Source organism: Nocardia yamanashiensis (assembly GCF_021183565.1).
Classification (GTDB): Bacteria; Actinomycetota; Actinomycetes; order Mycobacteriales; family Mycobacteriaceae; genus Nocardia; species Nocardia yamanashiensis.
Genome location: NZ_CP089226.1, coordinates 7,033,256 through 7,051,724 on the forward strand (window position 1 = coordinate 7,033,256; position 18,469 = coordinate 7,051,724).

An 18,469-nucleotide genomic window follows, 5' to 3' on the forward strand; every position below is an offset into this window, starting at 1 on the left:
GCCCCCGGACCCCCCGAGGGGGCGTGGCAAGCGCTGACTTTGTCGCTCTAAAGTCAGGGTAGGAGCTGGCCATAGTTGAGGCAAGTCAGCTTGGGTATGATGTGTGCCATGTCGGCCGTATTGGAAGGAAAGCTCAGTGACCTGAGCGCGTGGAAGCCCGAGGAATGCTCGATCGCCAAGGCGATGGACCTGGTGGGGACACGCTCGGCGATCTTGATCCTGCGCGAGGCCTACTACGGCACGACCAGGTTCGATGGCTTCGCGACGCGGGTTGGCATCACCGATGCCGCGGCCTCGAGCGCATTGAAGAAGCTTGTGGATTCCGGGCTTTTCGAAAAGCGCCCCTACCAGGAGGAGGGCAAGCGCACCCGGCACGAATACATCCTCACCCCCATGGGTTCGGACCTGGTTCCCGCTGTGGTCGCCCTCTGGCAATGGGGCGACAAGTACCTCCAGAACGGCGAACCGCCCCTGCAACGCCTGGAGGACGCGACCGGCGAACCGGTCCAGGTCGAACTGCGCAGCGCCTCGGGAAACAAAGTCTCCCTGGAGAATCTGCGCGTCCGGGTGAATCCCGGTTGGTGGCGGAAGCGCCGCCACCAACCGGACTGACTCAGTTCAACCGCCGCCCATCCTCGGGCGCGAAGAAGTACACGTGCTCCCCGTCCGCCACCAGGGTGAGCTGCGCGCCCTTGGCCGGCGGATTCCGCCAATCCGCCCGCGCCACAATCGTTTCCCCGTCACCGAGCGTCCGCCCGTACACGTAGGCGTCGGAGCCGAGCTCCTCCACCACGTCCACCTCCATGGCGATCCCCGTACCCTGCCCGGTGATCTCCAGATGCTCCGGCCGCACGCCCACCACCACGCTCGGTCCGGTCGCCGCCGCCACCGACCGCGGCAACTGCAGCGGGCACCCGCCCAGCGTCACGGTCCCATTGGTGACCGGCAGCGTGAACAGGTTCATGGCGGGCGAGCCCATGAACCCGGCCACGAACAGATTGGCCGGATTCCGGTACAGATCCCGCGGCGAGGCGCACTGCTGCAACAGCCCGTCCTTGAGCACCGCCACCCGATCACCCATGGTCATGGCCTCGACCTGATCATGGGTCACGTACACGGTGGTGGTGCCGAGCCGCCGCTGCAACTGGGCGATCTGGGTGCGGGTCTGCACGCGCAGCTTGGCGTCCAGGTTGGACAGCGGCTCGTCCATGAGGAACACCTGCGGCTGCCGCACGATCGCGCGCCCCATGGCGACGCGCTGGCGCTGACCGCCGGAGAGCGCCTTGGGCTTGCGATCCAGGTACTGCTCGAGGTCGAGCAGCTTGGCCGCCTCCAGCACCCGTTCCTGCCGTTCGGCTTTGGACACCTTCGCCATCTTCAACGCGAAGCCCATGTTCTCCGCGACGCTCATATGCGGGTAGAGCGCGTAGTTCTGGAACACCATGGCGATATCGCGTTCCTTGGGTTCGGCGTGCGTGACGTCGTTCGCCCCGATCAGGATGCGCCCGCCGCTCACCTCCTCCAAGCCCGCGAGCATGCGCAGCGAGGTGGACTTGCCACAGCCGGAAGGCCCGACCAGCACCAGGAATTCACCATCGGCGATTTCCAGGTTCAGCGCGTCGACGGCGGGTTTGTCGGAGCCCGGGTACAGCCGGGTGGCCTGGTCGAATGTCACCGTAGCCACGGTGGATCACATCCCTTCACCGGCAGGAACGTGCCGGACGATCCGTAGTAGAGGGGTCCGACCCGACTCTCGGGGGCTCTCGGGGGCTGCGCCCCCGAACCCCCTTTCCGGGGGTACGCCCGAAAGTTTCGGGGTCGGCGAAGAGACTAACCGAGGGGCAGAATGGGCGGCAGTGTCGATCGCCATTTGCTTTCAGCCAATAAAGGAGTGCGCATGAGCCATCCGATCCGCATCGGAGTGCAGTTGCAGCCCCAGCACGCCCCCAATTACGGGTTGATTCGCGATGCGGTGCGCCGCGCCGAGGACCTGGGCGTGGACATCGTCTTCAACTGGGATCACTTCTATCCGCTGTACGGGGATCCGGAGGGCGCGCACTTCGAGTGCTGGACCATGCTGGGCGCGATCGCCGAGCAGACCGAGCGGGTGCAGCTGGGCGCGCTGGTCACCGGCGGCGGCTACCGCAATCCGGACCTGCTGGCCGATATGGCTCGCACCGTCGACCACATCAGCGACGGCCGCCTCATCCTCGGCATCGGCGCGGGCTGGTTCCAGAAGGACTACGACCAGTACGGCTACGACTTCGGCACCCCGGGCAGCCGGCTCGCACTGCTGAAGGACTACCTGGCGCGCATCACCGACCGCCTGGCCAAGCTGAATCCGCAGCCGGTGCGCGACATCCCGATCCTGATCGGTGGCGGCGGCGAGAAGAAGACGCTGCGCCTGGTCGCCCAGTACGCCTCGATCTGGCACAGCTTCGCCGACCTGGACGCGCTGAAGTCCAAGTCCGGCATCCTCGCCGCACACTGCGCGGAGGTCGGCACCGATCCCGCGGCCATCGAGCGCTCGGTGGCCTGGCCGGGCGTCGAGGCGGCCCCCGATTTCGTGGCGGCGGGCGCGACCCTGTTCACGGTGGGCACCGGCGGTCCGGACTACGACCTGACCAAGGTCGCGGAGGCCGTGCACTGGCGCGACAGTCTCTGATCGGGCGGGCGCGAATGTGATTCTTGCCGAATCCCGCTGACCGCAACACTGGAATTGCAGGTCACCCCCACTAGGGTGGTTTGTCATGGTTTCCTTGCGTTCGGCCGCGCCTCGGCGATCCCGGCGGCAGCCCCGCATCCTGGCAGTCGCGGGAGTGCTGCTGACCACCCTGTTCGGCACGGTGACGTTGGGCATGGGGGTGGCCACGGCCGCGCCGACGAACGGCGATCTCTGTTCACCACCGGGCGTGGCCGCCGCGAGTGCCGCCCCGACCAATCTGGCAACCGGTGCGCAAGCGGCCGGAGCGGATCGGTTCACGACGGCGAACACGGTCCCGCTGAACCAGATCGACGTGTCCAAGCTGGGCTTGCTCACCCCGGGCAAGCTCAGCGTGGGCACGCTGTCGGACGCCCCGCCGAGCATCTGCGTCAATTCCAAGGGCACGTTCACCGGTTTCGACAATGAACTGCTGCGGGCCATCGGCGCGAAGCTGGGCCTGCAGGTGGAGTTCACCGGCACCGAGTTCGCGGGCCTGCTGGCGCAGGTCGCCAACAATCGCTTCGATGTCGGCTCGTCCAGCATCACCACCACCGATGCCCGCCGCCAGCTGGTCGGCTTCACCAATGGCTACGACTTCGGCTACTTCTCGCTGGTGACGCCGAACGGTTCGGCCGTCAAGGGCTTCTCGGATCTGAAGCCGGGCAATCGGATCGGCGTGGTGCAGGGCACCGTGCAGGACGAGTACGTGGTCAACGAACTGCATCTGGATCCGGTGAAGTTCCCGGATTACAACACCGCCTACGCGAACCTGAAGTCCGGGCAGATCGATGCCTGGGTGGCTCCGTCGCAGCAGGCCATCGGCGCGATCAAACCGGGTGACGCGACCTCGATCGTGCAGAACACCTTCAGCGTCAACAACTTCGTGGGCTGGGCGGTGCGCAAGAACAACCAGCCGCTCACCGATGCGCTGAACGCCGGCCTGGACGCCATCATCGCCGACGGCACCTACGCCAAGCTGTACGAGGACTGGGTGCCGCGCGAGCTGCCGCCGGGCTGGAAGCCGGGTTCGAAAGCCGTTGCCGCGCCGCAGCTCCCGGACTTCGCGAAGATCGCGGCCGAGCACGCGGGCGACAACTCCGGCGGCGAGGTCGCGCAGCCGAAGTCCACGGTGCAGCAGCTGAAGGACACGTTCTTCGATTGGTCGTTGTACCGCAAGGCTTTCCCGGACCTGATCAAGACCGGTCTGCCGAACACGCTGATCCTGGCGCTGGTCTCGGGTGCGCTGGGCACCGTGCTGGGCATGCTGCTGGCGGTCGCCGGCATCTCCCGCACCCGCTGGTTGCGCTGGCCCGCACGGGTTTACACCGATATCTTCCGCGGCCTGCCCGCCGTGGTGATCATCCTGTTGATCGGTCTGGGCATCGGCCCGGTGGTCAAGGGCATCACCGGCAACAATCCGTACTGGCTGGGCGCGGTCGCGCTCGCCCTGCTGGCCTCGGCCTATATCGGCGAGATCTTCCGCTCCGGCATCCAGTCGGTGGAGCCGGGCCAGATGGAGGCCGCGCGCGCCATCGGTTTCGGCTACCGCCAGGCCATGACCCTGGTGGTGATCCCGCAGGGCGTGCGCCGGGTGCTGCCCGCGCTGATGAACCAGTTCATCGCGCTCATCAAGGATTCCTCGCTCATCTACTTCCTGGGTCTGCTGGCCTCGCAGCGCGAACTGTTCGCGGTGGGCCGGGACCTGAACGCGCAGACCGGCAATCTGTCCCCGCTGGTGGCGGCCGGTCTGGTGTACCTGCTGCTGACCGTGCCGCTGACGCACCTGGTCAATTACATCGACAAGCGGTTGCGCACCGGACGTCCGGAGAATCCGGCCGAGCCGATCGAGCAGGCGGTCGTCACGGAAGGGCGTGGAGCATGAGTGCCTCTCTCACCGGTAAGGATCTGCACCTGACGCTGGGCACGAATCACGTGCTGCGCGGGGTGGACATCCAGGTCGACGCGGGCAAGACCACCACGGTCATCGGGCCGTCGGGCTCGGGCAAGTCGACGCTGCTGCGGGTGCTGAACCGCCTGCACGAACCCGACAAGGGCGACATCATGCTCGATGGCGCGTCCATGCTGAAGGTCAATCCGGACACGCTCCGGCAGCGCATCGGCATGGTGTTCCAGCACTTCAATCTGTTCCCGCACATGACGGTGGCCGAGAACATCGCGCTGGGTCCGCGCAAACTGCACGGTCTTTCGAAGGAGCAGGCCCGCACCCTGGCCGTACAGCAGCTGGAGACGGTCGGGCTGGCGGGCAAGGCCGACGCCCGCCCGGCGAATCTGTCCGGCGGGCAGCAGCAGCGGGTGGCGATCGCGCGCGCCCTGGCCATGAAACCGGATGTGATGTTCTTCGACGAGGCCACCTCGGCGCTGGATCCGGAGTTGGTGAAGGGCGTGCTGGCGCTCATGTCGGAGCTGGCCCGCGGCGGCATGTCCATGATCGTGGTCACCCACGAGATGGGTTTCGCCCGTTCGGTTTCCGACCGGGTCGTCTTCATGGATCATGGCCAGGTGGTCGAAACCGGTTCGCCGGACCAGCTTTTCGACAATGCCGAGACCCCGCGCCTGCGGCAGTTCCTGTCCCAGGTGCTGTAGCGGGAAACCCTCGAGCTAACTAAGGGCAACCTAATTGGTCGGCTGTTCACCTTTTGGTCCCCTGCGGCTCTTCTGGCGTGGTTACGGTGCGCCCGACAGTCGATCCTGGGAGCATGCAGTGAGCCTCAAACCCCTCAGCCTCTTCGTGAAGCACGATGGCGCCTCGTCGCGTTCCTCCGTGACCTGCCAGTACAAGTGCGGTAACGCGTGCTTCCACGAGGTCCCCAACACCTCGGCCGGTGAGTATTTCGGCGATATCGTCGCCGCCATTTCGCGCCGCCGCGTCTTCCAGGGCGGCGCCGCCCTGGTGCTGGCCGCGGGCGCCGGCAGCCTGCTGGCCGCCTGCGGTGACGACAAGGCCGAAGCCGCCGAAGCGAACCCGGGCACGGGCATCGGCACCGACTTCGAAGCGGTCGCGCCGAACAAGGAAGACGCCCTGGTCACCGCCAAGGGCTACGAGCAGAGCGTGGTCATCCGCTGGGGCGACCCGGTGGTGGCCGACGCCCCCAAGTGGGATTTCGCCAATCAGACCGCCGCCGCGCAGGCCAAGCAGTTCGGCTTCAACAACGACTACGCCGCGCTGCTGCCCATCGAGGGCAAGGACAATGCGTTCCTGCTGGTCGTGAACCACGAGTACACCACCGAACCGGCCATGTTCCTGGGCTACAACCCGGACGCGCCGACCCGCGAGCAGTTCGAGATCGCCCTTGCCGCGCACGGGCTTTCGGTGGTCGAGGTCAAAGGCGAGTCCGGCAGCGGCAAGCTCACCCCGGTCATGGGCCAGTACAACCGCCGCATCACCGGCACCACCGAGTTCAAGGTGACCGGTCCGGCCGCGGGCAGCGACTTCCTCAAGACCTCGGCCGACCCGACCGGCGCCAAGGTGCTGGGCACCTTCAACAACTGTTCCGGCGGCGTGACCCCGTGGGGCACCGTGCTTTCCGGCGAGGAGAACTTCAACCAGTACTTCGGCGGGGTGGCGGCCGACGCGACCGTGCAGGCGCGCGGCAAGCGCTACGGCCTCGGCTTCCCGGGCGCGGGCCAGGGCGAGATGCCGCGCCGCTGGGAGACTTTCGACAAGCGCTTCGACGTGGCGGCCGAGCCGAACGAGTCCAACCGCTTCGGCTACGTGATCGAGGTGGACCCGTGGGATCCCACCGGCACCCCGGTCAAGCATTCGGCCATGGGCCGCTTCAAGCACGAGTCGGCGAACATCTACGTCACCAAGGACGGCACCGTCGTCGCCTACTCCGGCGATGACGAGCGGTTCGAGTACATGTACAAGTTCGTGTCCGCCAAGAAGATCCAGCCGGGCGATACCGCCGCCGCCCGCAAGGCGAACATGACCATTCTCGACGAGGGCACCCTCTACGTCGCCAAGCTCACCGGCGATCACGCGGGCCAGGTCGACGGCAGCGGAAAGGTGCCGTCCGACAAGGGCTTCACCGGTAAGGGCCAGTGGATTCCGCTCCTGCAGACCGGCGCGGACGGCAAGGGCAAGTCGCTGGTGGAGGGCATGAGCGCGGAAGAGGTCGCGGTGTTCACCCGCCTGGCCGGCGACAAGGTCGGGGCCACCAAGATGGACCGCCCGGAGGATTTCGAGCCCAATCCGCTCACCGGCAAGGTGTACGTGGCGCTCACCAACAACAAGAACCGCGGTGACGAGGGCAAGGCCGCCGCGGACGAGGCGAACCCGCGCAATCAGAACAAGAACGGGCAGATCCTCGAGCTCGTCGACAACCACGCGGGCACCGACTTCACCTGGTCGCTGCTGCTGGTCTGCGGTGATCCGAAGACCGCCGACACCTATTTCGCCGGGTTCGACAAGAACAAGGTCAGCCCGATCTCCTGCCCGGACAATCTGGCGTTCGATCCGCATGGCAACCTGTGGATCTCGACCGACGGCAATGCGCTGAAGTCGAACGACGGGCTGTTCTCGGTGGTGCTCGAGGGCGAGAAGCGCGGCGAGACCAAGCAGTTCCTCACCGTGCCGCTCGGTGCGGAGACCTGCGGGCCGATCGTCACCAAGGATCGCGTCATGGTCTGCGTGCAGCATCCGGGCGAGCTGGACGGCGCGAGCGCCGACAAGCCGGGTTCGCACTGGCCCGACGGCGGGACCTCGCAGCCCCGCCCCGCCGTGGTCGTCGTCTGGAAGACCGGCAACGGCAAGATCGGGGTTTAGGAACAACTCGCTACCTAGCTGCTGCCGCGTCCGCTCCCGCTGAAAGGCATATTGGCGTAGGCGGCGAAATCGCCTTGCGCTCCGCTGTAGACGTTCAGGTCGACGCCCGCCGCGATGCCGGGAATTCGTCCGGAGTCGCTGGTCTGCCAGAAAGTCCAGGCAGGCCAGCCTCCGGGCACTTCCGGTCCGTCATTGCCGCGATAGTCGGCGATCCACAGCGGATACCGGGTGAACTGATTGCTGTCGGCCATCGCCGTCTGCCAGAAGCGCGGGTAGGTGTAGATGATCGGCACGCGACCGGTCAACGCCTGCACGGTGTTCAGATACCGGTGCGTCCAGTCGATGAGCGCGTCCGGCGGCAGCCCGCCCGAATCCTCCATGTCCAGCACCGGCGGCAGATCCAGCAGCCCGTTCTGGCCGAGCACGATGGTCGCGTACAGCGCCGCCTGCGGTTCGGGCGGCAACGCGGGACGCGCGAAATGGTAAGTGCCCCGGGCGACTCCGGCCACCCGCATGGCGAGGCTGTCCGGAATGAAGTGCGGATTCACGTAGTTCAGGCCCTCGGTGGCCTTGACCATGGCGAATTCGTGGCCCGCATTGCGCACCGCGAACCAGTTGATGCCCTGGCCGCCGGGATGTTGCCAGGACGCGACATCCGGCCCGGTCACGTCCGCGGCCGCCAGGCCCGCGGAGGTTGCCGTAAAGATGCCAGCCGCCGCTACAGATACCACTCTCATCAGGTTTCGGTGGTTCATGCGCTGAAAGGCTAGGTTGCTGACGCGTCATAGTCGGTTAGGCGCGGCTGTGATATTCGCCAATTGTTAGCTATTTCCTATGGAATCAGCTCGAGCCGATTACTTCTCCCGAACCTCCGCGGCCTTCATCATTCGGCCCATGAGTTCAAAACCGCTGTCCGGGCCTGTTGGATGGCTGACGCGTATCGATGCCGATTGGGGATCGGTGTTGTTCGCCGGAGTGATCGTGCTGGCCGCCCTGGCCGGTGTCCTGCCCAAGATTCCGTGGTGACCCGATGAGCACCGTGGACATCACCAAAGAAGAACCCGCTGGTGAATCGGCAGTCTCGAGCGGACCGCGCAAGCTGCTCGAACTGCTCCCCGGCATCCTGCTGCTCGCCGCCGTCGGCGTGGCGGCCAAGTACACCCAGATCTATGTGAACAAGCTGGCCCATCACGAGGGCTGGCGCTTCCCGGATATCGAATACGTGCTGTGGGCCATTATTTTCGGCCTAGTCATCGCCAATACCATTGGCGTGCACCGGATTTTCAAACCCGGTGTGGGCAGCTACGAATTCTGGCTCAAGGTCGGCATCGTGGCGCTCGGCTCCCGCTTCGTGCTCGGTGACGTCGCCAGGCTCGGCGGCAGCAGCTTCATCCTGATCCTCATCGATATGACGGCGGCGGGCGCGATCATCCTGCTGGTGGCGCGGCTGCTGGGCCTGTCCGGCAAGCTGGGATCGCTGCTGGCGGTGGGCACTTCGATCTGCGGCGTCTCGGCCATCGTGGCCACCCGCGGGTCCATCCGGGCCAAGAATTCCGAGGTCAGCTACGCCATCGCCGCGATTCTGGCGCTGGGCGCGGTCTCGCTGTTCGCGCTGCCCGCCATCGGGCACGCGATCGGGTTGACCGACAACGAGTTCGGCCTGTGGGCGGGTCTGGCGGTCGACAACACCGCCGAGACCACCGCCACCGGTTACGCCTACTCCGATGCCGCCGGCAAGGTCGCGGTGCTGGTGAAGTCCACCCGCAATGCCCTCATCGGCTTCGTGGTGCTCGGTTTCGCCGCCTACTGGGCCTCGCGCGGCGAGGCCGACCAGATCGCCACCGGCGTGCGCGCCAAGGCGGCCTTCGTCTGGGAGAAGTTCCCCAAGTTCGTGCTCGGCTTCCTCGCGGTGTCGGCGCTGGCCACCCTGCACTGGATCAGCAAGGCGCAGTTGACGAATCTGGCGAACATCTCGCGCTGGGCGTTCCTGCTCACCTTCGCCGGCGTCGGCCTGAACACCGATCTGCGCGAACTGGCCCGCGCGGGCTGGCGGCCACTGCTGGTCGCCATCGCGGGCCTGGTCGTGGTGGCGAGCGTGTCACTCGGCCTGGTGCTGCTGACCTCCCGGGTGCTGCACTGGGATCTGTTCTAGCCCAGCCAGTCCAATACCGATGCGGCAGTCCAGGATTGCTGCATACTGCCCAGCGGTTCCCCGGTGAAGGGCTCGTAGTACTCCGCGAAGCTCCCGTCGCTGGCCTGGCGCAAACCTTCCGCGCGCAGCATGAAGGAGCGCTCGGCCCAGCCGCGGCGGGCGAACACCCAGGAGAACAACCAGCTCATCACCGGCCACACCGGCCCGCGCCAGTATTCGCGGGACCGGAAGTCCTTGGACACCGGCGATGTCGAGGGCGGCAGCGCGTAGCGCAGATCCGGATGCCCGCACCAGCGCGGGCCTTCGAACAGGCGCAGCAGCCGTCGCTCGGCATCGCGGGTGAGCCCGCCACACAGCAGCGGCGCGAAACAGGCCAGGGTCTCGGTATCGATCCAGCGGTCCGCGCGCACGTCGAAATCGCGGGCCACACCCGTCCGGGCGTCGGTGGTCGCGACCACGCCCGCCCGGAAGTAATCGGCCCATTCGTGCAGTTCCCGCACGTCGGCGTGCGGCTGCTTGTAGTCCTCGCCGATATTGGCCAGCACATCGCAGGCCAGCGCGAAGACGGCGGTGACGAACACGTCCTCCACCGCGAAGCTCATGGTGGACGCCAGCTGGTAGTCGTCGTAGCCGGCCCGGCGCATCTGCTCGACCAGCCACATGTACCGGTCGTATTCGCGATCCGACGGCCGCTGCGTCGGATCGCCGACCACGTGCAGGTCCTCGCGCACATACGGCGGCAGGTCCGGGCCCGGAATCACGTTGTCGTAGGCGCGATCCCAGCGCGGCGAATTGTCCATGCCGGATTCCCAGCCGTGGTACAGCGTGATTCGCCCGTGCTGCTTGGGATCTCGCGCGTACGCCAGCCAGCGATGCCAGCGCATCAGATCGGGCCAGCGGCGCTGCAGGAACTCCTCGGCCACCGCGCGGGTGGAACGCCCGTGCCGGCGGGAGTGATCCAGGATCCGTTGCACCGCAATGGCATGCACGGGCGGCTGGGTGATGCCGGAGGTATCCGGCCCGTCCGGCGCGTCGGCCGCGAGTCGCCGGCATTCCCAGCGTGACGGCCCCGGGAAGTACCCGTCCACGCCATTGGCGAAGACGATGTGCGGAATCATGCCGTTGCGCCATTGCGCCGATAACAAGGTGTCCAGTTCCAGTGCCGCGCGTTCCACACTCAACGGGGCCAGACCGACCGCCACGAACGCCGCGTCCCAGCTCCACATGTGCGGATACAACTTGGGCGCGGCACTGGTCATGGTGCCCAGGTCGTTGCCGCGCAGCAGGTAGGCGGCGCGGGCCGCGAGCTGGGTGGGCGTGAACCCCGGGTTCGTCATCGCCCTATTCTGCGCCGGTACCTTCAGGTATGCGCGGTGGGCATGAATGACGGCGGTACCGACGGACGACTCCTGATCGCCAGATTGCACTCTGTTCGCCTACTTTCCATGAGCCTCGCCCGGAGCATCGCCGCACATCCGCGCCCGGTTACGGTGATCGCATGGCGAATTCCGTAAATAGCGGCGACCGTCGTCCCGTAGCGCTCGTCACCGGGGCCAGCCGGGGCCTGGGCGCGGCCATCGCGCGCGAGCTCGCGCCCACACACCGGCTGCTGCTCGGCGCGCGCACGGCGGCGGCGCTGGAACCGATCCTGGATGAACTGCCCGATGCCACGGGTTTCCCGGTGGAGCTGACGGACTACCCGGCGGTGGCTGCGGCGGTGGAGCCTTTCGACCGGCTTGATGTACTTGTGCACAATGCCGGGATCGCCGACCTGGGAACTTTAGCCGATTCGTCCGTCGCGCAATGGCGGAACACCTTGGAAGCCAACCTGATTGCCGTGTCGGAGCTGACGCGCGTGTTGCTTCCGGCGTTGCGCGCGGCGCGCGGGCACGTGGTGCTGATCAACTCGGGCGCGGGACTGCGGGCGAACCCGGGCTGGGGCGTCTACGCCGCCAGCAAGTTCGGCCTGCGCGCCTTCGGCGACGCGCTGCGGCTCGAGGAACCCGAGCTGCGGGTGACCTCGATTCATCCGGGCCGCATCGATACCGATATGCAGCGGGCGATCGTCGCCGACGAGGGCAACGAATACCGTCCCGATGACTTCCTCGAGGCCGGGACCGTGGCGCGGGTGGTGCGCCAGGCGATCGAGACGCCGCGCGACGCGCACCCCACGGAAATCGTGCTGCGACCCATCCCACGTTGAGGATTCGGTACGTTTCATTCGAATTTCGATCGTTTCGCGCAGATTTCGTGACCTGTTCACCAGTAGTCGATATAACGGATGAGGCGGTGCGTAGGGAGGCGCGGACCGGCCCTCGAGCGGAAATTCGGAGTGAACGACGACCATGGACAGACGACGGCTGCTCACGCTGCTCGCCGCCGGAACGGCCGCCGCCCTGACCGGCTGCACCAAAGCGCAGGGCGACGACCTGATCGACACCGGTTCGGCGGGCAACGGCACCTTCACCATGCCGGATATCCCGACCGCGCCGCGCGGGCTCCCCGCCCCTCCCGGCGGGCCGAAGACGCAGCTCGCGGCGGGCACCACCATTACCGCGCTGCCCGGCAGCGGGAACAGCATGGCGCTCACCGTCGATGACGGCGCGAGCCCCGAGGTGGTCGGCGCCTACATCAAGTTCGCCAAGGACACCGGGGCGCGCTTCACCTTCTTCGTGACCGCGTACTACGACTCCTGGACCACCCACAAGGCCGCGCTGCGCCCGCTGGTGGACTCCGGGCAGATCCAGCTCGCCAATCACACCTGGGATCACGCCGATCTGACCACGCTGTCGGCGAGCGCGGTCTCCTCGCAGCTGGAACGCGCGAAGACCTTCCTGCACAACAACTTCGGTGTCGATGGCGCGCCCTACTACCGGCCCCCCTTCGGCCGGCACAACGGTACGGTGGATCGAGTGGCCGCCGATCTCGGATACACCGTGCCGACCATGTGGTACGGCTCGCTGTCGGATTCCGGCGTGATCACCGAGCAGTACCTGATCGAGTGCGCCCACAAGTACTTCAATCCCCAGACCATCGTCATCGGGCACGCCAACGCGCCCGCCGTGACGCACTGCTACGACCAGCTGGTCGAGATCATCCGCGAGCGCAACCTGTCCATGGTGACGCTCAACGATGTTTTGTTGCCTCCGCGCTAGTTCCGCGGAGTGAGTTGATCGAGGTTCGACATGGATAGACGGCGGCTGCTGACGCTCCTGGCGGCGGGCGCCGCCGCGACGCTCGCCGGTGCGGGCGAAGCGCGGGGCGAATTCCCCTGGGAGACAGGTTCGACCGGGGGCACGGGCGCCGCGCCGGGCCTGCCCCGGGTGCAGATCGGCCCCGGGACCATCCAGTCCCTGCCCGGTGACGGCAACAATATGGCGCTCACCATCGACGACGGCGCGAACCCCGCCACGGTCGGCGCGTTCATAGAACTGGCCCGCCGCACCGGAATTCGCCTCACCTTCTTCGTCACCGCCTACTACGACTCCTGGCTGATCCACCGGGATTCCCTGCGGCCCCTGGTCGATTCGGGTCAGATCCAGCTCGGCAATCACAGCTGGGACCACCCGGACCTGACCAAACTCTCCGCCGGCGCCGTGGCCGACCAACTGGACCGCGCGAAATCGTTCCTGTGGAACAACTTCGGCGTCGACGGCACCCCCTACTACCGCCCGCCCTACGGCCGCCACAACGGACTGGTCGACCAGGTCGCCGCCGACACCGGCTACACGGTGCCCACCATGTGGTACGGCACCTTGAACGACACCGCCCCCGTCATCAGCGAGGGCCTGCTACTCGACAGCGCCCGCCAATGGTTCAACGCCCAATCCATCGTCATCGGCCACGCCAACCGCACCACGGTCAACAACATCCTCGACCAGCTCCTGGACATCGTGCGCGAACGCAACCTGCAGCTGGTCACCCTCAACGACGTCATTCAGGTGATGTGACGGTCATCACAAAACCGAAGTGGCCGAACCACTTCGGCCGGCCCGGCGTCCCTACCATCGGAAATACCCGATACCAGGGATGAGAGCTCACCATGACCGCACGACATCGGCCGATCGTCCTCGCGGTGCTGGCGGCCGCCGCCGCGAGCGCCTGTAGCACCGCATCCGAACCGGCGGGAGCGCCGGCGCTGCCGAGTTCGACCACGAGCGCGGCAACCAGCGCGCAGGCCACAGGCATCGTCATCAAGGACCTCGGCGGCAAACAGGCCCTGGCCGATTCCGCGGGCCGCGCCCTGTACCTGTTCACCAAGGACACCGCGGGCGCCTCCGCCTGCACAGGCGACTGCCTGGTGAAATGGCCCGTCCTCCCCGGCACGGTGAGCGCGGGGGCCGGCGTCGACGCCACCAAGATCGGCACCATCACCCGCCCCGACGGCGGCGCCCAGGCCAGCTACGCCGGCAAACCCCTCTACTACTTCTTCGGTGACAAATCCCCCGGCGACACCGCCGGTCAAGGCGTCAACGGGGTCTGGTTCCTGATCGACGCCGCAGGCGAGGCCATCCGCTGATGCGTCTCCCGTGGACGGCGCGCCGCCCGGTATCGGACGCGGACTTCCTGACCGCGATCGACGCCGCCCACGGCCGCGCCGTCCGCGCCTTCCTCCGCACCCACTGGCGCGACCCGCATCAGATAGAAGACCTGACCCAGGAAGTCCTCATGCGGGCCTGGCGCTCGGTGGAAATCCTGCGCCGCAAGGACATCACCGATCACGAGATCCGAGCCTGGCTGCTGACCACCACCCGCCGCGTCGTCATCGACCGCTGGCGGGCTGAGCAGCGCCGCCCCACAACCACACTCGACCAGTCCGACCTCGTCGCCCTGGCTCCCGCCGACGAACCGCTGGACCGGGCCCTGGACTCCTGGCTGGTAGCCGAGGCACTGTCCCGCCTGTCCCCGGACCACCGCGCGGTGGTGACCGAACTCTTCTACCGCGACCGCACCGTAGCCGAAACCGCCCAGCTGCTGGGCATTCCCGAAGGGACCGTGAAATCCCGCAGCTACTATGCCGTCCGCGCCCTGCGCACCATCTTCGACGAACTGGGGGTGACCAGATGACAGCCCACGACGACTACCGCCACATGCTCGGCGCCTACGTCCTCGGCGGCCTCACTCCCACCGACCGTGCCGCCGTGGACACCCACATCACCACCTGCCCCACCTGCCGAGCCGAACTGGCCGACTTCGCGGTGATCCCCTCCCTCCTGGCCAGAACCGCCGCCCCCGAGCCGGATTCATCGTCGGGCCTGGATGCGCGCGTCCTGCGTGCGGTCGCCGGCTCGCGAGGTTCGCAGCGCCGCCGTCGTCGTTCGGCCGCGGCGGTGCTGGCTGCCGCCGCCCTGGCAATCGGAATCGGCGTCGGCGCCACCCTCGCTCCGGAACCCGTCACACCCGCACCCGCACCTGTCGCCGCTCAGCGTGTCCTACCCTTGACCGCCCCGGTCGGAACCCCCACCGGCTCGGTGGATCTCACCTCCAAACCCTGGGGCACCGAACTCCACCTGACCCTGCACGACCTCCCCGCGGGAATGCGCCTGACCGCAATCGTCATCGGAACCGACGGCCACACCGAATCCGCCGCGACCTGGACCACCCCCGACCAATCCCAGATCAAAGTCACCGGCGCGAGCTCCTTTCGCCCGGAAACCGTGCAACGCATAGAGATCCGCTCGGATACCGGCGCCTCCCTCGCCACGGGCTGACCCTCGCCGACACATGATCAGTGGCCAATCACCCTGAACCAGAGACGAATTCGGCCCCGGCGCATCAAGCGCCGGGGCCGAATCGCACAACCTGAATCAGGCGACGATGTTCACCAGGCGGCCCGGGACCACGATGATCTTGCGGGGTTCCTTGCCGCCCAGCAGTTCCACGACCTTCTCGTCGCCCAGGGCGACGGCCTGGACCGCGGCCTGGTCGGCGTCGGCGGGGACGCTGATGCGGGCGCGGACCTTGCCGTTGACCTGGATGGGGTACTCCACCGAATCCGCCACCAGCAGTGCCGGGTCGGCGATCGGGAAGGGGCCGTGGGCCAGGGATGCGGTGTGGCCCAGGCGTTCCCACAGTTCCTCGGCGATGTGCGGGGACAGCGGGGCCAGCATCAGGACCAGGGGTTCGACCACGGTGCGCGGCGCGCCCTGAGGGTAGTTCTTGGTCAGGTGGTTGGTCAGCTCGATCAGCTTGGCGCCGGCGGTGTTGTCCCGCAGGTTGGCCAGGTCGTCGTCGACGCCGGCGATGGTCTTGTGCACCAGGCGCAGGGTCTCGTTCGACGGCTCGGCGTCGGTGACCTTGACCGCGCCGGTCTCCTCGTCCACGACCAGTCGCCACACGCGCTGCAGGAAGCGGTGCGCGCCGACGACATCCTTGGTCGCCCACGGGCGCGAGGTGTCCAGCGGGCCCATCGACATCTCGTAGAAGCGGAAGGTGTCCGCGCCGTACAGATCGCACATCTCGTCCGGGGAGATGGCGTTCTTCAGCGACTTGCCGATCTTGCCGTACTCCTGGAAGACCTCGATCTCCACGCCGTCGGCATTGGTCCAGAAGAACTTGCCGTCCCGCTCGACGATCTCGGCGGCCGGCACGTACGCGCCGCGCTCGTCGGTGTAGGCGAAGGCCTGGATGTAGCCCTGGTTGAACAGGCGGCGGTACGGCTCGTAGCCGCTCACGTCACCCAGATCGAACAGCACCTTCTGCCAGAACCGCGCGTACAGCAGGTGCAGCACCGCGTGCTCCACGCCGCCCACGTACAGATCCACGCCGCCCGGATCCTTCGGCCCGTGCTCGGCGGTGCGCGGACCCAGCCAGTACTCCTCGTTCTTCGGATCGCAGAACGCCTCGGTGTTCGTCGGATCCGCGTAGCGCAGCTGGTACCAGCTGCTGCCCGCCCAGTTGGGCATGACATTGGTGTCGCGGCGGTACCGCTTGGGCCCGTCGCCCAGATCCAGCGTGACGTTCACCCAGTCGGTGGCCTTGGCCAGCGGCGGCGACGGCTCGGAGTTCGCGTCGTCCGCGTCGAAGGTGACCGGCGCGAAGTCCTCCATCTCCGGCAGTTCCACCGGCAGCATGGATTCCGGCAGCGCGTGCGGCGCGCCGTCCTCGTCGTACACGATCGGGAACGGCTCGCCCCAGTACCGCTGCCGCGCGAACAGCCAGTCGCGCAGCTTGTACTGCACCTTGCCGACGCCGTGCCCCTCCGCCTCCAGCTTGGCGATGATCTCGGCCTTGGCGCTTTCGACGTCCATGCCGTCCAGGAAGCCGGAGTTCACCAGCGCCCCGTCACCGGAGTACGCGGACTCCGAGATATCTCCGCCCGCAATGACTTCCACGATGGGCAGCCCGAACGCGGTCGCGAACTCCCAGTCGCGCTGATCGTGCCCCGGCACCGCCATGATCGCGCCGGTGCCGTACCCGCTCAGCACGTAGTCGGCGATGAACACCGGCACCTTTGCCCCGTTCACCGGGTTGATGGCGTACGCGCCGGTGAAGACGCCGGTCTTCTCCTTGTTCTCCTGGCGCTCCAGATCGGACTTGGCCGCGATCGACTTCCGGTACGCCGCAACGGCTTCCGCGGGAGTGGCGGCCCCGAACGTCCAGTGCGCGTCCACGCCCGCCGGGTACTCGGCGGTGACCAGCCGGTCCACCAGCTCGTGCTCCGGCGCCAGCACCACATAGGTGGCCCCGAACAGGGTGTCCGGCCGGGTGGTGAACACCTCGATGACATCCGAGCCCGATTCGAACCGGACCTGCGCGCCGCGCGAGCGCCCGATCCAGTTGCGCTGCATGGACTTCACGTTCTCCGGCCAGTCCAGCTCGTCCAGGTCGTCGACCAGGCGATCGGAGTAGGCGGTGATGCGCATCATCCACTGCCACAGGCGCTTGCGGAACACCGGGAAGTTGCCGCGCTCGGAACGCCCGTCCGCGGTGACCTCCTCGTTGGACAGCACGGTGCCCAGGCCCGGGCACCAGTTGACCATCGAATCGGTCTGGTAGACCAGGCGATACGAGTCGATCAGCGCATTGCGCTCGGCGGGGGACAGCTCGGCCCAGGCGCGGCTGCCGGCCGGCGCGCGCTTACCCGACTCGAATTCCGCGACCAGTTCGCTGATCGGCCGGGCCTTGCCCTGCCCCTCGTCGAACCAGGCGTTGAAGATGCGCAGGAAGATCCACTGCGTCCACTTGTAGTACTCGGGATCGGTGGTCGCGAAGGACCGCCGCTTGTCGTGCCCCAGGCCCAGCCGGTCCAGCTGGCGCTGCATGGTGGCGATATTCGACATGGTGGTGTCGCGCGGGTGCGCACCGGTCTGCACCGCGTACTGCTCGGCGGGCAGGCCGAAGGCGTCGTAGCCCAGGGCGTGCAGCACATTCCGGCCGCGCATGCGGTGGTAGCGGGCGAATACGTCGGTGGCGATATAGCCCAGCGGGTGGCCGACGTGCAGCCCCGCGCCCGACGGATACGGGAACATGTCCTGGACGAACAGCTTGTCGGCGGGGATGTCGCCCTGCAGCGGGCCGACCGGATTCGGCGCGAAGAAGGTGCCGCGGTCCTGCCAGTTCCGCTGCCACTTCTTTTCGACGCGGCCGGCGAGATCGGCGTTATAACGGTGTGCGGGAACGTCAGTCGCTCCCGCCGCTGCCGCGGTGGGATTTTCGGTTGCCTGAGAGTCCTGCACGGTCCTGCCTTCTTTGCCTAGCCGATCCCCGATAAGGTCGCTCACCAGGGTAAAGCGTGCGTACCCCCATCCCCAAAAAGGGTCGAGCCTCGCGCGACCCGCGCCACGTGTCGCATTCCACGGCGCATCGGTGATCGCCGCCGGATCCC

Annotated in this window: 17 protein-coding genes; 13 read left to right on the forward strand and 4 right to left on the reverse strand. The window is 67.2% G+C overall.

Annotated elements, in window-relative coordinates:
• The first annotated feature begins 108 nt into the window (after window positions 1-108).
• Window positions 109-612: a winged helix-turn-helix transcriptional regulator gene (locus LTV02_RS32425; protein ID WP_233035480.1), complete on the forward strand. Its 504-nt coding sequence runs from the start codon at window positions 109-111 to the stop codon at window positions 610-612.
• 1 nt (window position 613) lies between these two features.
• On the opposite strand, the gene LTV02_RS32430 is transcribed toward LTV02_RS32425, so the two are convergent.
• Window positions 614-1,684 carry an ABC transporter ATP-binding protein gene (locus LTV02_RS32430; RefSeq protein ID WP_067720710.1) on the reverse strand — a complete coding sequence of 357 codons (1,071 nt, stop codon included), beginning with the start codon at window positions 1,682-1,684 and terminating at the stop codon, window positions 614-616.
• Between the two features lie 213 nt (window positions 1,685-1,897).
• Here LTV02_RS32430 and LTV02_RS32435 point away from each other — a divergent pair, with 213 nt between their 5' ends.
• The 4 genes from LTV02_RS32435 to LTV02_RS32450 all read left to right on the forward strand — a co-directional run bounded on the left by LTV02_RS32435 (window position 1,898) and on the right by LTV02_RS32450 (window position 7,490).
• Complete coding sequence (locus tag LTV02_RS32435) at window positions 1,898-2,665, forward strand: LLM class F420-dependent oxidoreductase (protein WP_233035481.1); 768 nt, start codon at window positions 1,898-1,900, stop codon at window positions 2,663-2,665.
• Window positions 2,666-2,750: 85 nt separating this feature from the next.
• Window positions 2,751-4,586: an ABC transporter substrate-binding protein/permease gene (locus LTV02_RS32440; protein WP_408639288.1), complete on the forward strand. Its 1,836-nt coding sequence runs from the start codon at window positions 2,751-2,753 to the stop codon at window positions 4,584-4,586.
• Window positions 4,583-5,308 carry an amino acid ABC transporter ATP-binding protein gene (locus tag LTV02_RS32445; protein ID WP_067720712.1) on the forward strand — a complete coding sequence of 242 codons (726 nt, stop codon included), beginning with the start codon at window positions 4,583-4,585 and terminating at the stop codon, window positions 5,306-5,308. Before LTV02_RS32440 ends, LTV02_RS32445 begins: the two co-directional genes overlap by 4 nt.
• Window positions 5,309-5,426: 118 nt before the next feature.
• Window positions 5,427-7,490, forward strand: a complete 2,064-nt coding sequence (locus LTV02_RS32450) for a PhoX family protein (protein ID WP_233035482.1) — start codon at window positions 5,427-5,429, stop codon at window positions 7,488-7,490.
• Between the two features lie 14 nt (window positions 7,491-7,504).
• Here LTV02_RS32450 and LTV02_RS32455 read toward each other — a convergent pair whose 3' ends face one another.
• Window positions 7,505-8,227 carry a glycoside hydrolase family 25 protein gene (locus tag LTV02_RS32455; RefSeq protein ID WP_233035483.1) on the reverse strand — a complete coding sequence of 241 codons (723 nt, stop codon included), beginning with the start codon at window positions 8,225-8,227 and terminating at the stop codon, window positions 7,505-7,507.
• Between the two features lie 157 nt (window positions 8,228-8,384).
• Between LTV02_RS32455 and LTV02_RS39375 the strand changes: the two genes are divergently transcribed.
• Complete coding sequence (locus LTV02_RS39375) at window positions 8,385-8,516, forward strand: hypothetical protein (RefSeq protein ID WP_267888464.1); 132 nt, start codon at window positions 8,385-8,387, stop codon at window positions 8,514-8,516.
• A gap of 4 nt (window positions 8,517-8,520) precedes the next feature.
• A complete protein-coding gene (locus LTV02_RS32460) occupies window positions 8,521-9,642 on the forward strand; it encodes a YeiH family protein (protein ID WP_233035484.1) in 1,122 nt (373 codons plus the stop codon).
• Here LTV02_RS32460 and ggh read toward each other — a convergent pair.
• Complete coding sequence (gene ggh, locus LTV02_RS32465) at window positions 9,639-10,979, reverse strand: glucosylglycerate hydrolase (RefSeq protein WP_233035485.1); 1,341 nt, start codon at window positions 10,977-10,979, stop codon at window positions 9,639-9,641. The genes LTV02_RS32460 and ggh overlap by 4 nt on opposite strands.
• Before the next feature lie 161 nt (window positions 10,980-11,140).
• Here ggh and LTV02_RS32470 point away from each other — a divergent pair, with 161 nt between their 5' ends.
• The 6 genes from LTV02_RS32470 to LTV02_RS32495 all read left to right on the forward strand — a co-directional run bounded on the left by LTV02_RS32470 (window position 11,141) and on the right by LTV02_RS32495 (window position 15,353).
• The gene (locus LTV02_RS32470) at window positions 11,141-11,845 is read left to right on the forward strand and encodes an SDR family oxidoreductase (protein WP_067720715.1); all 705 of its coding nucleotides are present in this window, start codon (window positions 11,141-11,143) and stop codon (window positions 11,843-11,845) included.
• 142 nt (window positions 11,846-11,987) lie between these two features.
• Window positions 11,988-12,797 carry a polysaccharide deacetylase family protein gene (locus tag LTV02_RS32475; protein WP_233035486.1) on the forward strand — a complete coding sequence of 270 codons (810 nt, stop codon included), beginning with the start codon at window positions 11,988-11,990 and terminating at the stop codon, window positions 12,795-12,797.
• Between the two features lie 30 nt (window positions 12,798-12,827).
• Window positions 12,828-13,592, forward strand: coding sequence for a polysaccharide deacetylase family protein (locus LTV02_RS32480; protein WP_233035487.1), 765 nt, complete (start codon window positions 12,828-12,830; stop codon window positions 13,590-13,592).
• 92 nt (window positions 13,593-13,684) lie between these two features.
• Window positions 13,685-14,161 (forward strand): COG4315 family predicted lipoprotein, encoded by a 477-nt coding sequence (locus LTV02_RS32485; protein WP_233035488.1) that lies wholly within the window; start codon window positions 13,685-13,687, stop codon window positions 14,159-14,161.
• Window positions 14,161-14,709, forward strand: coding sequence for a sigma-70 family RNA polymerase sigma factor (locus tag LTV02_RS32490; RefSeq protein WP_233035489.1), 549 nt, complete (start codon window positions 14,161-14,163; stop codon window positions 14,707-14,709). Before LTV02_RS32485 ends, LTV02_RS32490 begins: the two co-directional genes overlap by 1 nt.
• Window positions 14,706-15,353 carry an anti-sigma factor family protein gene (locus tag LTV02_RS32495; protein WP_233035490.1) on the forward strand — a complete coding sequence of 216 codons (648 nt, stop codon included), beginning with the start codon at window positions 14,706-14,708 and terminating at the stop codon, window positions 15,351-15,353. The genes LTV02_RS32490 and LTV02_RS32495 overlap by 4 nt, the downstream gene beginning before the upstream one ends.
• Before the next feature lie 96 nt (window positions 15,354-15,449).
• On the opposite strand, the gene leuS is transcribed toward LTV02_RS32495, so the two are convergent.
• Window positions 15,450-18,320 carry a leucine--tRNA ligase gene (gene leuS, locus LTV02_RS32500; RefSeq protein ID WP_233035491.1) on the reverse strand — a complete coding sequence of 957 codons (2,871 nt, stop codon included), beginning with the start codon at window positions 18,318-18,320 and terminating at the stop codon, window positions 15,450-15,452.
• Between the last annotated feature and the right edge of the window lie 149 nt (window positions 18,321-18,469).

What these genes read in the sequence shown, in the direction of transcription:
- LTV02_RS32475 (WP_233035486.1), top strand. Translation starts at nt 11,988, where the DNA reads ATGGACAGACGACGGCTGCTCACGCTGCTCGCCGCCGGAACGGCCGCC.
- LTV02_RS32480 (WP_233035487.1), top strand. Translation starts at nt 12,828, where the DNA reads ATGGATAGACGGCGGCTGCTGACGCTCCTGGCGGCGGGCGCCGCCGCG.
- LTV02_RS39375 (WP_267888464.1), top strand. Translation starts at nt 8,385, where the DNA reads ATGAGTTCAAAACCGCTGTCCGGGCCTGTTGGATGGCTGACGCGTATC.
- LTV02_RS32495 (WP_233035490.1), top strand. Translation starts at nt 14,706, where the DNA reads ATGACAGCCCACGACGACTACCGCCACATGCTCGGCGCCTACGTCCTC.
- LTV02_RS32435 (WP_233035481.1), top strand. Translation starts at nt 1,898, where the DNA reads ATGAGCCATCCGATCCGCATCGGAGTGCAGTTGCAGCCCCAGCACGCC.
- LTV02_RS32425 (WP_233035480.1), top strand. Translation starts at nt 109, where the DNA reads ATGTCGGCCGTATTGGAAGGAAAGCTCAGTGACCTGAGCGCGTGGAAG.
- LTV02_RS32470 (WP_067720715.1), top strand. Translation starts at nt 11,141, where the DNA reads ATGGCGAATTCCGTAAATAGCGGCGACCGTCGTCCCGTAGCGCTCGTC.
- LTV02_RS32460 (WP_233035484.1), top strand. Translation starts at nt 8,521, where the DNA reads ATGAGCACCGTGGACATCACCAAAGAAGAACCCGCTGGTGAATCGGCA.
- LTV02_RS32455 (WP_233035483.1), bottom strand. Translation starts at nt 8,227, where the DNA reads ATGAGAGTGGTATCTGTAGCGGCGGCTGGCATCTTTACGGCAACCTCC.
- LTV02_RS32440 (WP_408639288.1), top strand. Translation starts at nt 2,751, where the DNA reads ATGGTTTCCTTGCGTTCGGCCGCGCCTCGGCGATCCCGGCGGCAGCCC.
- LTV02_RS32445 (WP_067720712.1), top strand. Translation starts at nt 4,583, where the DNA reads ATGAGTGCCTCTCTCACCGGTAAGGATCTGCACCTGACGCTGGGCACG.
- LTV02_RS32490 (WP_233035489.1), top strand. Translation starts at nt 14,161, where the DNA reads ATGCGTCTCCCGTGGACGGCGCGCCGCCCGGTATCGGACGCGGACTTC.
- LTV02_RS32485 (WP_233035488.1), top strand. Translation starts at nt 13,685, where the DNA reads ATGACCGCACGACATCGGCCGATCGTCCTCGCGGTGCTGGCGGCCGCC.
- ggh (WP_233035485.1), bottom strand. Translation starts at nt 10,979, where the DNA reads ATGACGAACCCGGGGTTCACGCCCACCCAGCTCGCGGCCCGCGCCGCC.